Source organism: Acetoanaerobium sticklandii (assembly GCF_000196455.1).
GTDB classification, from domain to species: Bacteria; Bacillota; Clostridia; order Peptostreptococcales; family Filifactoraceae; genus Acetoanaerobium; species Acetoanaerobium sticklandii.
In genome coordinates this window covers 307,381-322,363 of the sequence record NC_014614.1, presented here as the reverse complement: position 1 = coordinate 322,363, position 14,983 = coordinate 307,381, and the positions used below count along the sequence as shown (strand labels likewise).

Here is a 14,983-nt window from a genome sequence, read left to right as displayed (position 1 = left end):
CCTGATATCATCTAAATAGATGATATCAGGGGGTTGTTTTAATGCATTATTTTATTTCTCTAACTTCGTATCCAAATTCTTCTACCGCATTTTTAAGCACTTCGTCTGCTACATCTTCATTTAGCTCAACTACTGCGCTTTGCTCTTGAAGTGATACCTCAGCGCTTTTTACCTGCTCTAGCTCTTCTAAAGCCATTTTTACATGGGCAACGCATTTATGACAAGTCATTCCAAATACTGAAAGTGTTTTTTTCATAATAGCCTCCTTGTATAATTAGATTAGAAATAGTTCATAAGTTATTTACGAATATTCTTAACCTCATTTCTTAATATTGTTTGTTATCAAAAATAATTTGAGCCCCTTAACCAACTCTAATTTTTATATTATAGTTATCTCATGAAGAGAATATGCGATGCCTCCTTGAATAACTCCTATCGAGTATATATTCGTAACTTAGCTTGCATAACAGTGAGATTCTTTGATTTAGCTGGTTGAATTTCTCTTTGATTTTACTGATCTTGGAGAATTATTCGTGTCACTTACAAGGTTAATTGACTCACTATTATTACTCTTTCATTTTGAAAGGAGACTATTTATGTCTAACTATTACCACTTACCTGTTGTAGGCATTGATATTGCTGCAAATTTTTCAATTGTTTCTGCACTAAAGCCTGACGGCGATATTTATCAAAAGAATCTTAGGATTGAACACACTCTTTGCGGATTCAACAAGTTGCTTACTTTTCTACAAAAAATTGAAGAAGAGTTAGGTGATAGTCCCAAAGTATTTTGTGAATCCACGGGAATATATCATCTTACTCTTCTTCATTTCCTTGTAAATAATCAAGTGGATATACGTGTAATAAATCCATTGATAACTAATTCTAACAAGAATTCGAATATAAGAAAAGTAAAAAATGATAAATTAGATTCTCTTTCTATCGCAAAGATTTGTAAATTCGATAATGTGAAGACTTCTTCATTTACTTGTGAAGAATTTTTACATCTTAAGTTTTTAGTGCGAGAGTATTACAAAGTAGTTGATTTAAAGGCAAACCTTAAAAAAACTTTTTCAAATAATATCTATATTCATTACCCAGGACTACAAGATGCATTTGCTGATTTAACTGGCAAAACGCCTCTTATGTTTATTACAAAATATCCTACACCTCAACATCTTTTGGATGCTTGTGAAAATGAAGTAATTAATATGCTTGTAACGTCCTCTAAACGAGGGGTTAAGTGGGCAACTAAGAAGTTCAAACAACTTATGGACATAGCTAAAAGTGCTGCTGTCATAGGGATTAATTCACTTCTATTCCAATCCAAAGTTAACCGTTTTTATGAAAGTTTCACATTTTACTCACACCAACTTCAAAGCATAACTAAAGAAATCTTTGAGTACCTTGATGGTTGTTCATTTGCAAATATCTTTAAATACAACCTTGAACTTTTAAAAACTTTTAAAGGGATTGGAGATATTTCTGCAATTACTTTACTAGTTGAGATTGGTAATATAGATAAATTTTGCAAACCTCAACAACTTGTTGCTTTTTTTGGCATAGATCCTGGTATAAATCAATCTGGTAACTTCAGTAGTGATTGTAATAAAATGTCTAAACGAGGAACAAAAGTAGGCAGAAGAGCATTATATGCTATTGCTCTGGCTTCTATTCGCACTAACAAAAATAAAGTACCGATAAATCAAGTTATATATGAGTATTATCATATTTCTTTGGGAAAGAAAAAGAAAAAAGTTAAACTTGTTGCTGTTATGAATAAACTTTTGAGATACATTTTCTCAGTTCTAAAAAATCAAAAACCTTATGAAATTAGAAATCCTAAAATTCATAAAAGGATGTTCTTAGAATCAAAGCCTTCATTGCAAAGTGCTTAATAAAAATATTCCCACTTAAAACAGTTAACGTTCGGATTTATTTGAGCGTTACTTACTGTGCCATTTATTTTTAAAAATTTTTTTAATTATTTTCCTTGACTATTACTAGCTGGTCTATTTTATACCCCCTTGGGGTAAGTTTAATTTAATTATATCATAGGAGAAATATTTGTAAAATATATTTTTAATTAGTCCATTTTTCTACTTCCAGGCTTTACTACAGGAGTTCCTTGCTTGCAAAGTGGACAATCATCTGCATCAAAGGTATCTATTTCTACTCTTAGTGAGCTGATAAGTGGAAGCTCTAGCTCTTCATTTGTTCTGTCTATGATAGATGCTATAGCTATTACTTTTGCTCCCATTGATTCTAGCAGAGCTTTTACTTCCATTGATGATTTTCCAGTAGTTACTACATCCTCGCAGATTACTATATTCATTCCCTCACTTACCTCGAAGCCTCTTCTTAGAGCCATAATATTATCTACTCTCTCAGTAAATATAGCCTCTATTCCTAGCTGTCTGCCTAGCTCATAAGCTACTAGGATTCCTCCCATTGCTGGTCCAACTAGTAAATCTATCTTCATTTCCTTTAGCTTTTCAGCTACTGGCTTTAATATAGCCTCCGCTTTATCTGGGTAGCGAAGTATTCTTGCACATTGCACATATCTATTTGAATGCTTGCCTGAAGATAGTAAAAAATGTCCCTCAAGTAGTGCATCAGTTTGCTTTAGTAATTCTATCATTTATATTATCCCCCTTATTTCATCTAGTGATTTAATGTTTTCTTCCTTCATAAAGGCTTCTATCCCTTCAACTATATCTTTTCCTGCATAAGGGTTGATAAATGAAGCCGTTCCAAATTGTATCAAGTGAGCTCCTGCCATGATAAATTCTATAGCATCCTCTGCTGTAGTTATGCCTCCCATACCTATAACAGGCACCTTTACTGCTTTAGATACCTCTCTCACCATTTTTAATGCTATAGGCTTTATAGCTGGCCCTGACAGTCCTGCATACACATTGTCAAATACTGGTCTTCTCTTTTTAATATCTATTTTAAGGGCAGAAAAGGTGTTGATTAACGAGATGCCATCTGCTCCTTCATATTCACAAGTTTTTGCTACATTTACTATATTTTCTGCATTTGGTGAAAGCTTTACAGCCATAGGAACACTAAGAACTTTTCTTACTTCCCTTACTACTTTTTCTGCCCCTTCGCAGGTGATTCCAAAAGCTATCCCGCCCTCTTTTACATTTGGACATGAGATATTTAGCTCAACCAAATCAACTGCTGTGTGAAGAAGCGTAGATGCATTTGCTTTTACTTTTTTGTTATGCTCTTCTATTAGCTTAGCACCTTCTATATAGGTCTCTAGCGTAGAGCCTCCTAGGTTTGCTATTTTTACTGTATCTATATTGCTCATTTGCTGTAGTTCATCTGCTAAGAAAGACTCTACTCCAGGATTTTCAAGTCCTATTGAGTTCATTATTCCTCCAGCAGTCTCAGTAATTCTAATTCCTGAGTTTCCTCTTCTAGCTTCCAGAGTTATCCCTTTTGCTGAGATTCCTCCTAGAATTGATGGATTGTAGTAGGCTTTGTATTCCTGACCAAAGCCAAAGGTGCCTGATGCTGCTATTACAGGGTTTTTGAAGCTTAGATTAAAGTAATTTGATTGCATCGTCATAGCTCACCTCACTTCCTTTAAACACAGGCCCATCCTTACATACCTTTACTCTTTTTCCAGCTACATCACAGGTACAGGAAAGACAAGCTCCCACAGCGCATCCCATGTATTTTTCAAGTGATACATAGACATTTTCATGCTTTTTAGTAAGCTTGTACATCATTATTTCAGGTCCGCAGGTCATGACAGCATCATACTTTGAAAAGTCCAGCTTTTCGCTCATATCCGTGTCTATATGTATAGTAGTCGGTGCATGAGTAGCGTAAAGCTGACCTAAATACTGCTTTTGCTCAGCAGTCAAATCTCTGCTATTTAGTCCCAAATGAATCTCTGCATTATCAAGCTGCTTTGCAAGGTAAAATAAAGGTGCTATCCCCATTCCTCCTCCGATTAAAGCTACTTTTTTATCCTTGTAATCAGATACTGGGTATCCATTTCCGTATGGTCCATATAAAGTTATTTCATCGCCTTCTTTTAGCTTTGAAAAGTACTTAGTTCCTTCTCCTACTACTCTATACATGAAAGCAATTTTATCCGCTTCTACGTCAAATACACTTATAGGTCTAGAAAGAGTCATAAACGAGCCTATGCCTCTTAGCATATAAAATTGGCCTGGCTTTGCTTCAAAGCTTCCTTCTATTGTCATTATATAAAAGTCGTTTCCAATCTGCTGATTAGAGATTATTTTATACATTCAGACAGCTCCTTTGCTAACTGCTGTGCTCTTTGGCTTAGAACTTTTCTAAAATCACTTTCTTTTATCCCAGCAGTATATCCTCTAGATACATTTATTACTCCGTTTTTATTTTCTTGAATTAGAGCTCTTATATCTTCAATATTCGCTCCCTGCGCTCCATAGCCTGGAATAAGCAGGTAGGTATCCTTGCTGTTTTCTTTTAGAGCCTTTATATCCTTTAATTCATTTACTCCTACTACTGCTCCTAGAGGTGAAAACTTGTAATCCCCAGGGATTTCCTTGCTCCACTCTTTTAGTTTTTGAAACACACTCATGTACAGTGGCTGTCCATCTATTATTAAATCTTGAAAATCTTTTGACCCTTCATTTGAAGTTTTTGCAAGTACAAAAGCTCCCTTGTCCTTTGCAAAGAAATCAAAGTATGGAGATATTGCATCTTTTCCCATATATGGACTAAGAGTTACTACATCAGCTTCAAAGTCTCCGCTTAGATGCCCTTTTGCATAAAGCCCCGCTGTAGAGCCTATGTCTCCTCTTTTTACATCAGCTATCACAATCTCACCTATAGAGCGTATATATGATACTATCTGCTGATATGCTACCATACCGTCTAAGCCTTCTGCCTCGTAGCAAGCAATTTGAACTTTGTAGCAAGCTGCATATTCCTTTGATGCATCTATAGCTTCCTTTGCATAGGCTACTAGCTTGTCAGATGTCTTTGTAAATGAGTTTTGCAATTCTGCTGGAACATGGTCCATTCTAAGGTCAATGCCCACACAAAAAGGGCTTCTGCTGATTGCCCTCTCTTTAATTTTGTCCATTATCATATAGGATATCTCCTTTTCTTATCGTTTTATCAATTACTGCATATACCATTTCCTTGTCAAACGGCGTATTTTTGCCTTTTGACTCAAATAAACTTCTATCTATCTGAGATTTTTTTTCTTCTATTACTACTAGATTTGCCTGTATTCCTGCTCTTATAACTCTAGGACTAAAGCCTAAGAACCTTGCTGGACTTGCTGAAAGCAGTTTGCTTAGAAGCTTTAGTGATATTTCGTTGTCAGTAAATACCTTGTGGCATAGGGAAAATGAAGTTTCTATGCCTGAAATTCCAGGTGCATTATTGGCTTTGTCTTCAGGTGTATGTGGTGCATGATCTGTTGCTATTGCATCTACATAACCATTTTTTATGCTCTCTATGAGAAACATTCTATCTTCTTCTGATGCAAATGGCGGATTGACTCTATAGCTTACATTACTAGCATATATATGATGGGGCGCTACCTCTACAGTTACTGGGATGCCTTCTTCTTTTGCTTTTATTATTGCCTCCATAGAAGCTTTTTTGCTTATATGGCAAAAGTGCAGGTTGCCGCCAGTTTGTCTTACTAGGTCTAGATTTCTTATTACCATTTCAGTTTCTTCTTCACTATGGTCTAGGATTATAAAATCATGCTGCTTTGAAGCAAGTAGAGCTTCTCTCATGATTTGTTCATCATCTATATTTTTGCCATCGTCCGAAAAAAATCTAGTTGCTTTTCTGTTTTCCTCAAAATCTACTAAATCTTTGCCATTTAGTCCCTTGGTTACTGCACTCACCTGCAGCAATCTAGTCATACCCAGTGAATTATTTTTTTCTATTATTTCTGTTATTAGAGTTTTGTTATCTATTACAGGGTTTGTGTTTGCCATACCAAGAAGGTCTGTATACCCGCCTTTTATGGCAGCCTTATTGGCAGATAGAAGTGTTTCTTTATGTTCTTGACCTGGATTTCTCATGTGAAAATGTAAATCTACAAAAGCCGGCATAACTAACCTATTACATAAATCTAGCTCGAGGATATCGAGCTTTGTTTGGACATGCAAATCAGGAAGCAAAGCTTCCTGATTCTTTTCAGTTATATAGTTAGTTATTTTGGCTTTTCCAATAAGCTTTATCTTACCTGAATCTATCAAGATATCATCAATATAGTCCGATACCTCGTCTATTATATGGCAGTTTTTAAGATAGAGCATGGTAGCCTCCTTCATTATACTGCGTAGTAAGTATCGCAGTACTCACAAGCGTAGATGTGGTTTTCCTTATCAAGTAGACCAAACCCAACTTTTTCAAGCTTCTCATGGTTAGATACGCATTTTGGATTGCTACAGCTTGAGTATAATTCATGTCTATGCTCTTCATGGTTTTCTGCTGAGTTTTCTTTTTCGCTTACTAGCTTTAGAATAAGAGCCATACGTACAAACATTCCGTATTTAGCTTGTGGGAAGTATACTGCTCTTGGGTCAGAGTCTACGTCTTCTGAGATTTCATTTACTCTTGGAAGTGGATGCATTACTATCATGTCACTTTTTGCAAGTATCATTTTGTGCTTAGTAAGTACGCAAGAATCCTTTAGCTTCTCATACTGCTCAGGGTCAGCAAACCTTTCTCTTTGGATTCTAGTCATGTAAAGTACATCCGCCATTGGAAGGCCTTCTTCTAGTGTTTCCATTTCAAAGAACAAGCTGTCTTTTATGTGATTTTTTATATAATCAGGGATTTTTAATTCTTTAGGTGATACAAAGTAGAAAGTGTTGTTTTCAAACTTTGATAATGCTTTTACTAGTGAATGCACTGTTCTTCCGTTTTTTAAGTCTCCGCAAAGTACTACATTAAGGTTTGTAAGTCTTCCTTTTTCCATTTGGATAGTAAGAAGGTCAGTAATGGTCTGAGTAGGGTGTTGGTGTCCTCCATCTCCAGCATTTACTACAGGAATGTCTGAGTAGATAGATGCTAGTTTTGGTGCTCCCTCTAAATAATGGCGCATTACTGCTATATCTGCATAGCAAGCTACGGTTCTGATTGTATCTTTTACGGATTCGCCTTTGGCAACGGATGAATTTTGTGCTTCTGAAAAGCCGATAACCTGTCCGCCTAGTCTTAGCATAGCTGCTTCAAAGCTGAAACGGGTTCTAGTTGATGGTTCGTAGAATAGTGTGGCAAGGAGTCTTCCCTTCATGGCATCCCCATATTTTGCTGGGTTTTGCATGATATCTTGTCCTACCTCGATTAATGAGATTATTTCCTCTTTAGAAAAGTCACTTACTTCGATAAAATGTTTCATATCATTTTCCTCCTTGTTAGTCTCTCGGACTAAATTAAAAGAGCTGAGTTAACAGTCTATTTTGTTTTTCTTTACTAATAATACACCTGCTAAATATCCTTGTCAATTATTTTTTAATGCTCATTAAAAAACTTTTCTTTCTTAAAAAAAGGGCTAATTTCTTAGCCCATAATCCTTTATTCTACTGGTATAGCAAGTACTGGAACTTTTGAATGATGAACTACATAGTTGGTAACTGAGCCTACGAAGAATCTTCTAACTCTAGTCATGCCTCTTGTAGCCATTACTATTAAATCCACTGGATTCTCATCTACATAAGTCACTATGCCATCGCCTGCTTGACCTTTTAGAGATATTTTTTCTACCTTCATGCCCTCAAATTTAAGAGCTTCTTTATCTAGTAGCTTTTCCCCTCTTTTAATAAGCGCCTCTTCAACCACTGGGTCATAAGAATAGAATTCATGCATTGTTCCTCTGGTGCCCACATCCACCACGTGGATTAATACAATTTTGGAGTCGAACTTTTGTGCTATAGCCTTTGCTGTGTCTATAGCTAATAAACTGCCTTCTGATCCGTCTACTGGTACTAATATAGTATCAACTTTCATAACTGAGGCCCCCTCACTTTTTTTATTATCATTTATCTATTACCCAAATTTTAGAAAAAATAGCAACTATACATTATATTCAACAAATTTGTTTAAAGTTATTGATTTAGAGATATAATAAAAGAAAAAGGAGGGTATCATATGCAGGCAAAGTTTATTTTTTCTTTAATTTTAGCAGTGCTGGTTGCTATATTTGCAATTCAAAACTCAGCAGCCGTTCCTGTCAACTTCATAGTATATCATCTCGAAATTTCTCAAGCCCTTATAATACTTATTTCTGCTATTATCGGAGCTATAATTGCATTTTCTCTTGGCCTTATGAAGCAGTTTAACATGAACAAAACCATCAAGGAAAAAGACAAGCAAATACGAAATTTAGAAATGTCAGTCGCAAAGCTAGAAATTGAAAATGGTGAGCTCCATACCAAAAATGCTATGAGCTTAGACTCTGAAGAGTCTAGATTAAATACTTCTACAATCTCTGATGATAAAAATCTCACTCATTAAAATAATAAACCAAATCAAACCTACTCCAAGAAATTTTATTTTATTGGCAATAGTAAAATTTAAAGGATGTGCTACTTAGCACATCCTTTAAATTTATATAATTCCTCTTCTGTTTTAAAAAGAGGATAACCCATCCTTGCATGAAGCTTTACTAGCCAAGGCTGAATTAGTCCTGCTTTATTTAGTATCTCGTCCATCATAAACACCTCAGATACATCTCCATGAGCGATTATGCTTCCTTCATCCATTACATAAACATAATCACAGACCTTATAAATCAAATCCATGTCGTGACTAGATATAACAACTTTCTTATGGTCTTGGTCTGATAGAGATTTTATTATCTCTTCTACTTGAGTTGTAGCTACTGGGTCTAAGCCTGCACTAGGCTCATCCATAAAAATTATCTCGCTATCCATAGCTATAACTCCAGCTATCGCAACTCTTTTTTTCTGCCCATGGCTTAGGAAATGAACTGGCTTGTCAGCAAAATCCTTAGCTCCTACGCTTGCTAAAGCTATATTTACTCTGTGATTTATCTCCTTCTCATCTACCCCTAGATTTCTAAGAGCAAAGGCAACATCGTCATAGACCTTTGAAAAAAATATCTGCTTATCTGGATCTTGAAATACTATAGATACCTGCTTTCTAAGCTCCCTCAGGCTTGCCTTATCGTATTTCATAGGTTTTTCATCATAAAAAATCTGTCCTTGCCTAGGCTTTAGCACGCCTGTAAAGTTTAAAAATAGTGTAGATTTTCCAGCACCGTTAGAGCCTATTATCCCAATACAGCTTCCTTTAGACAAATCCATCGATATATCCTTTAGAGCGACTGTCTGATCTTCATAGACATAGGTTACATTTTTCATCTCAAGCATCTTATTCCTCCTGCTTTTCCATATGAAAATCCCCTGTGTACAGCTTGCTATCTAGTGCAATTTCCATATCTTGATATCTATTCATGACTCTCTCAAACAACACTCTAATGAGTATAGAAAGAGAAGAATATGAGTTTTTTAAATTATTATATCCAAATCTAAGCTCCTGAGCTCTATATATCTCAATGGATTCATCCAGTAAAATAAATATAAATCTATAGGTAAGCGCATATAAATCCAAAAAATAAGCTGGAAGATGAAGCTTTCTCATAATATACAGCTGCTGATCCATAGGAGTCGTGAGCGTCAGAAAATAAAGACATCCAAGAGCTGACATAGCTCTTAAAAAGAGAATAAGAGCATTGTTGAGTCCTAACTCGGTCACCCCGACATAAAACACCTTTAAATTTACACTCCATATAAATACAGCTTGATCTTGAGAAAATGAAAAAACTATAGCAAGAATACTGGTAAATAAAAATGTAAAAGGCACAGTTAGCATCTTTAAGTACTTTCCTAGTGGAATCTTCGCCCAAAACACAGTTCCTGCAAATGCAAAAGCAATAATTGCAATAAAAATAAGAGGCTCTTTGTTAATCAAGCTCGCAAGCAAAAGCCCCATAGAGTATCCAAATTTCTTTTTCGGACTTAAGTCCTTAAGGTTATTAGTATAAGCAAATTTATCTATTATTAGCATCTTTATTCCTTCTTAAGCTTTAATCTACAAAATTACACGGTCTTTCTCCATCAAAATTACATAGAGTCTTTAAGTCTTTTAATAAACATTTCTGATATTGGTTCAAATTCTCCTAGCCCTTTTAATATAGGCTCTGCTTGGTATCCATTTGACTCAAAGAATGATTTCCAAGAATCATCTTCGTCAGATGCCATATCGTTAATTGCATGATCTCCAGCCACTATCATAAATGGAAGCAGGTATAGCTTTTCATAGCCTTGACCTTCTAATTCCTCCAGTATATCCTCTGCCTCTGGATAGCCCTCCACAGTTCCTAAATAAACATGAGAAGTAAGTGGATTTCTCTCAAGCATATGATATAGCATTACATAGGCTGCATTTGCTGCATGGTCGCTTCCATGTCCCATAAGTACTAAGGCTTCATTTTCACTTAGCTCTGGCATAAGCTTTGCAATGGCATCCACTGCCTCATCGTAGTGAACTTTTGAGTAAAGAAGCGGCTTTGCTCCTTTTATAACCTTAAAATCATCTTTGAATCTATTTATGCTGTGGCTCACTTTTTTATATTCATGGCCTGCTATTATATGTAATGAAGCCACATATATCTCTTCAAAGCCATCTTCCTTCATTTTAGAAAGTGCCTCATCCACGTCATCGACATGAATGCCTTCATTCTTTAATATGCGCTTTCTAACCATAGAAGATGTAAATGCTCTTCTTACTTCAAAATCAGGAAATGCCTTAGCCATTTTTTCTTCTATTGCACCTATTGTTTTTTCTCTAGTCGATATATATGTTGTTCCAAAGCTAGCAACCAAAATACCTTTTTTCACTAAATATCATCCCTTCATTAGGTAAACTGAAACTTCGCCTTATATTATATCAGTTTCTAGGTTATTATCCTAGAATTTTGTTGCAAAATAATTGCATTAAGTAACAGGTACAATCCCTCAACTAATAAGTTTTATCATTGACAGTACTTTATCTAAGTACTATAATTAATATTAAAGAATGAAACCCATTATCAATTAATCTGCGATAATGATTATCAATAATACAACTAATTTATTATACATATATTTCATCACAAAAGGAGATGCAAATATGCCGCTTTCAATGGTAAGCAGTAACCAAGAAGTAACTATATCTGATGTAATTGCAAGTGCTGAATTAAAGCAAAAGTTAATGAATATGGGCTTTACTAAAGGCTGTAAGCTCTATGTGCTTCAAGGACTTACTAAAGGCTCTATAATGGTAAAGGTTAGAGATTCAAAGGTAGTGCTAAACGCATCTACTGCTCACAAAATCCAGTGCAGTTAGGAGAGATTTTCATAATGAAGACGCTTTCTGATTTAAAGGTAGGCGAAACAGCTATAATTGACAGCATAAATGTCACAGGAATTCTAAAAAGAAGAATGATAGATATGGGAATAACTAAAGGCTGTGAGATAAAAGTAGAAAAATTTGCTCCTCTAGGCGACCCTATAGATATAAGAGTTAAGGATTACCATATAGCAATTAGAAAATCTGACGCAAAAAATATCATTGTAAAATAAAGGAGACTCAGCATGACTATTAGCCACATAACTATGGCTCTGGCAGGAAACCCTAACAGCGGTAAGACCACTTTATTCAATGCTCTAACTGGTGCTAGACAATATGTAGGAAACTGGCCAGGGGTGACAGTAGAAAAAAAAGAGGGAAAACTGAAATTTGAAGATAAAAATCTAATTCTTGTTGATTTACCTGGTACCTACAGTCTTTCTCCATACTCTATGGAGGAAATAATTGCCAAAAATTATGTCATAAACGAAAAGCCCGACGTAGTTGTAAATATCGTCGATGCTTCTAATATAGAAAGAAATCTCTTCCTTACGATGCAGCTTTTAGAGCTAGGTCGTCCTACTGTTATCGCCCTTAATATGATGGATGTCGCAAAAGCAAAAGGTTATGAAATAGATGTAACTAAACTATCAATGGAGCTTGGAGTACCAGTTGTGCCTATAATAGCCTCAAAAAGCGAAGGCATAAACGAGCTTATAAGCAGGGCTATAACTGAAGCTGATGTACAAAATCAAACTATGCCTCAAAAAATGCAGGATTTCGTAAACAAATTGGAAGAGAAAATTTCTGGTATTACTGACCCAGAGCTAGCAGAAGAAACAAAAACTGATTATACCTATGAATATATTGAAGGCATTATAAAATCAGCAGTAAAAAAACCTTCTTCTCATAAAATCACTACGTCTGACAAAGTAGACTCTGTACTTACGCACAAGTACTTAGGACTACCTATCTTTGCACTGGTGATGTTTTTTACTTTCTTTTTTACCTATGATCTTGCAGGAAATGTTCTAAACGGAATGTTAGATGAGTTCATCACAGGAATAGTAGCCCCTACAGCCGAGGCTGGACTTATGGCTATAGGCGCTCAGGACTGGCTTATCTCTCTTGTAGTAGATGGAATTATAGGCGGTGTAGGTGGTGTAATAATATTTGTTCCAAACGTCGCTTGCTTGTTTCTGATGATATCTCTTATGGAAGATACAGGCTACATGGCTAGAGTTGCCTTTATTATGGATAGAGCTATGAGGGGCATAGGCTTAAGCGGAAAAGCATTTATTCCTATGGTTCTAGGTCTAGGCTGTAGTGTTCCAGCTATCATGAGTACACGTACCCTTGAAAGTCAAAAGGACAGGCTTACAACTACCCTTATCACTCCATTTGTTTCTTGCTCAGCTAGACTTCCAGTTTATACACTATTTGCTGCTGCTTTCTTTCCAGGAAACGAAAAATACATAGTGTTTTCGCTTTATGTTCTTGGAGTAGTAGTTGCTATCTTAGTAGGCTTAATATTTAAAAAGACTATATTTAAAGCAGATGAGACTCCTTTTATCATGGAGCTTCCTCCTTATAGATTTCCTAGCATAAAAAACCTAGCTCTTCACGTATGGGATAGAGTAAAGGGATATATAGCAAAAGCTGGTACTCTGATATTTGGAGCCTCTGTTGTACTTTGGTTCTTATTAGGCTTTAATATGTCAGGCCCTAGTGAAATAAATCAAAGCTTTGGAGCTAGTATAGGTAAATTCTTTGCTCCTATGCTATCTACTGCAGGCTTTGGAAACTGGCAGGCTGCACTTTCCCTATTTACAGGTGTAATTGCAAAAGAAATAGTAATATCAAACATGGCTATAATATATGGAATTGGTGAATCAGCTGGAGATTTTGCTTCCGCTCTTTCTGGAACCTTTAGTACTCTTTCAGCCTATGCTTTTATGGTGTTCGTCCTACTCTACACCCCTTGTATTGCTGTAATCGGAGTAGTAAAAAGAGAAACAAACTCATACAAATGGACAGCTTTTTCAATTTTATATCAGCTATTTGTAGCTTGGTTAGTCGCAACAATAGTATATCAAGTAGGCTCTTTTTTCATATAAACCTAAACTAAAATGATAAATTTAAAATAATTTTTATTCAAGTATACAGAAATTGGGTAACAATTACTAATAACCCTTTTGAGAGGCGATGATAAAATGATAATATCGTATTTAATAGGTGCAGTTATAGTTTGCCTAGGCATTTTTCTACTTGTTAGAAGTGTAAAAAGAGAAGCTACCGATGGTTGCTATGCTTGTTCATCTAAAGGTTCCTGCTCAAAAGCTAGCTGTAATGTAATAAGAGATATAAAAACAGATGAAAAAAGTAAATGATTATATAATTGAATATTAAATTCGCTAAAAATGAATATTAAATTCACTAAAAAATCCCTTGGCTATATCGTTTAATATAAACCAAGGGATTTTATTGTTAATATAATTAGATTTCCACTAATAATCTATGTGTGCTATACCAACAGGTTAATAAAAGATTAAATATCCAAAAATGATTTGGATTTAAGTTTAACCAGCAAGGTCTCTATTCTTTTGTCGCTTACTTTGATTGCTTTTAATTCTACATCGTCAAAGAAAGCATTTGTTTCTTCATTTTCTTCTTCAAGATTAGGTATCTTGCCAAGGGTTCCAAGAAGCAGTCCCCCGATTGTGTCATTGACATCTGTAGGCAATTCAATTTCCAATAGCTCATTGACATCCGATATACTAGTTAGTCCATCCACTTTATAAGTGTTTTCACTAATTCTAAATATAGGTTCATCTACCTCGTATTCATCATCCTCATCAGAGATATCTCCTACTATTTCTTCTACCAGATCTTCAATGGTAATAATACCTGAAAATCCACCATATTCGTCGATTACAAGAGCCATATGAGTTCTATTTTTCTGCATTTCAAGAAAAATTTCATCTATACTTTTATACTCATGCACAAAATAAGGCTGCTTCATGATTCCTCTCAGATTAATGCAATCTATATTTCCCTTTCTCATCTGAGCAAAAAGGTCTTTGATATGCACTACTCCTATGATATTGTCTATATCCTTTTCATATACAGGAACTCTAGAATAACGTTCCTCAATGATTTCATCTATGATATCACAGACATCATCCTCAATATTTACTGCAAACACTGAGGTTCTAGGTATCATAATTTCCTTTGCTTTTGTTTCATAAAGCTTAAGAACACGTTTAATCATTTCTTTTTCAAAAAGATTAACAGCTCCTTTGCCCTCTTCTTCATCCAATATAGTGATAAGCTCCTCTTTTAGCGCTTCTTCAGTTTCTTCAGATTGTTCATTTTTAGAAAAAATTCCTTTGAACCCTCTTCCTCCTGAAATAATGCCAAGTGGTGACTTGAGTAAATTTCTCAAGGTACTCCCGACGCCATCTTCCATTAGTTTTTCCCTCCAGTTTCATTCTTTATAATTTTCAATACTTATTATACCATTTTAATTGTTATAATAACAGAATTTAAGCGAAATTATCAGACAAATCTGCACAAATTCACA

18 protein-coding genes are annotated in these 14,983 nt (G+C 35.2%); 6 read left to right on the top strand and 12 right to left on the bottom strand.

Features of this window, described 5'->3' with window-relative positions:
- Positions 1–46: 46 nt before the first annotated feature.
- A complete protein-coding gene (locus CLOST_RS01560) occupies positions 47–256 on the bottom strand; it encodes a heavy-metal-associated domain-containing protein (RefSeq protein ID WP_013360503.1) in 210 nt (69 codons plus the stop codon).
- A 340-nt stretch (positions 257–596) separates the two neighbouring features.
- Here CLOST_RS01560 and CLOST_RS01555 point away from each other — a divergent pair, with 340 nt between their 5' ends.
- A complete protein-coding gene (locus tag CLOST_RS01555) occupies positions 597–1,898 on the top strand; it encodes an IS110 family RNA-guided transposase (RefSeq protein ID WP_013360502.1) in 1,302 nt (433 codons plus the stop codon).
- A gap of 188 nt (positions 1,899–2,086) precedes the next feature.
- On the opposite strand, the gene pyrE is transcribed toward CLOST_RS01555, so the two are convergent.
- The 7 genes from pyrE to CLOST_RS01520 all read right to left on the bottom strand — a co-directional run bounded on the left by pyrE (position 2,087) and on the right by CLOST_RS01520 (position 7,995).
- Positions 2,087–2,641 carry an orotate phosphoribosyltransferase gene (gene pyrE, locus CLOST_RS01550; protein WP_013360501.1) on the bottom strand — a complete coding sequence of 185 codons (555 nt, stop codon included), beginning with the start codon at positions 2,639–2,641 and terminating at the stop codon, positions 2,087–2,089.
- Positions 2,642–3,577 carry a dihydroorotate dehydrogenase gene (locus CLOST_RS01545; RefSeq protein WP_013360500.1) on the bottom strand — a complete coding sequence of 312 codons (936 nt, stop codon included), beginning with the start codon at positions 3,575–3,577 and terminating at the stop codon, positions 2,642–2,644.
- Positions 3,558–4,277 (bottom strand): dihydroorotate dehydrogenase electron transfer subunit, encoded by a 720-nt coding sequence (locus tag CLOST_RS01540; protein WP_041487069.1) that lies wholly within the window; start codon positions 4,275–4,277, stop codon positions 3,558–3,560. Before CLOST_RS01540 ends, CLOST_RS01545 begins: the two co-directional genes overlap by 20 nt.
- Entirely contained in the window at positions 4,265–5,107 is an 843-nt protein-coding gene (gene pyrF, locus CLOST_RS01535; protein WP_041487068.1) for an orotidine-5'-phosphate decarboxylase, read from the bottom strand. The genes CLOST_RS01540 and pyrF overlap by 13 nt, the downstream gene beginning before the upstream one ends.
- A complete protein-coding gene (locus tag CLOST_RS01530) occupies positions 5,088–6,299 on the bottom strand; it encodes a dihydroorotase (RefSeq protein WP_049779740.1) in 1,212 nt (403 codons plus the stop codon). The genes pyrF and CLOST_RS01530 overlap by 20 nt, the downstream gene beginning before the upstream one ends.
- Positions 6,300–6,313: 14 nt before the next feature.
- Entirely contained in the window at positions 6,314–7,387 is a 1,074-nt protein-coding gene (pyrB, locus tag CLOST_RS01525) for an aspartate carbamoyltransferase (protein ID WP_013360496.1), read from the bottom strand.
- 176 nt (positions 7,388–7,563) lie between these two features.
- Positions 7,564–7,995: a universal stress protein gene (locus CLOST_RS01520; protein WP_013360495.1), complete on the bottom strand. Its 432-nt coding sequence runs from the start codon at positions 7,993–7,995 to the stop codon at positions 7,564–7,566.
- Between the two features lie 141 nt (positions 7,996–8,136).
- On the opposite strand from CLOST_RS01520, the gene CLOST_RS01515 reads away from it, so the two are divergent.
- Positions 8,137–8,502 (top strand): lipopolysaccharide assembly protein LapA domain-containing protein, encoded by a 366-nt coding sequence (locus CLOST_RS01515; protein ID WP_013360494.1) that lies wholly within the window; start codon positions 8,137–8,139, stop codon positions 8,500–8,502.
- Positions 8,503–8,573: 71 nt separating this feature from the next.
- On the opposite strand, the gene CLOST_RS01510 is transcribed toward CLOST_RS01515, so the two are convergent.
- Genes CLOST_RS01510 through CLOST_RS01500 form a run of 3 tightly spaced genes read right to left on the bottom strand, consistent with a single transcriptional unit; the run spans position 8,574 to position 10,910 of the window.
- Positions 8,574–9,380, bottom strand: coding sequence for an energy-coupling factor ABC transporter ATP-binding protein (locus CLOST_RS01510; protein ID WP_013360493.1), 807 nt, complete (start codon positions 9,378–9,380; stop codon positions 8,574–8,576).
- 1 nt (position 9,381) lies between these two features.
- On the bottom strand, positions 9,382–10,077 hold the full coding sequence (cbiQ, locus tag CLOST_RS01505; protein WP_013360492.1) for a cobalt ECF transporter T component CbiQ: 696 nt from the start codon (positions 10,075–10,077) through the stop codon (positions 9,382–9,384).
- Between the two features lie 56 nt (positions 10,078–10,133).
- On the bottom strand, positions 10,134–10,910 hold the full coding sequence (locus tag CLOST_RS01500; RefSeq protein WP_013360491.1) for a sirohydrochlorin cobaltochelatase: 777 nt from the start codon (positions 10,908–10,910) through the stop codon (positions 10,134–10,136).
- 271 nt (positions 10,911–11,181) lie between these two features.
- On the opposite strand from CLOST_RS01500, the gene CLOST_RS01495 reads away from it, so the two are divergent.
- The 4 genes from CLOST_RS01495 (at position 11,182) to CLOST_RS13860 (ending at position 13,790) form a co-directional block, all read left to right on the top strand.
- The gene (locus CLOST_RS01495; RefSeq protein WP_013360490.1) at positions 11,182–11,397 is read left to right on the top strand and encodes a FeoA family protein; all 216 of its coding nucleotides are present in this window, start codon (positions 11,182–11,184) and stop codon (positions 11,395–11,397) included.
- A 14-nt stretch (positions 11,398–11,411) separates the two neighbouring features.
- Positions 11,412–11,633: a FeoA family protein gene (locus tag CLOST_RS01490; RefSeq protein WP_013360489.1), complete on the top strand. Its 222-nt coding sequence runs from the start codon at positions 11,412–11,414 to the stop codon at positions 11,631–11,633.
- A gap of 12 nt (positions 11,634–11,645) precedes the next feature.
- Positions 11,646–13,517 carry a ferrous iron transport protein B gene (gene feoB, locus CLOST_RS01485; RefSeq protein WP_013360488.1) on the top strand — a complete coding sequence of 624 codons (1,872 nt, stop codon included), beginning with the start codon at positions 11,646–11,648 and terminating at the stop codon, positions 13,515–13,517.
- 96 nt (positions 13,518–13,613) lie between these two features.
- Positions 13,614–13,790, top strand: a complete 177-nt coding sequence (locus CLOST_RS13860) for a hypothetical protein (RefSeq protein WP_013360487.1) — start codon at positions 13,614–13,616, stop codon at positions 13,788–13,790.
- A gap of 158 nt (positions 13,791–13,948) precedes the next feature.
- Here CLOST_RS13860 and CLOST_RS01480 read toward each other — a convergent pair whose 3' ends face one another.
- Positions 13,949–14,869 (bottom strand): hemolysin family protein, encoded by a 921-nt coding sequence (locus CLOST_RS01480; protein WP_013360486.1) that lies wholly within the window; start codon positions 14,867–14,869, stop codon positions 13,949–13,951.
- Between the last annotated feature and the right edge of the window lie 114 nt (positions 14,870–14,983).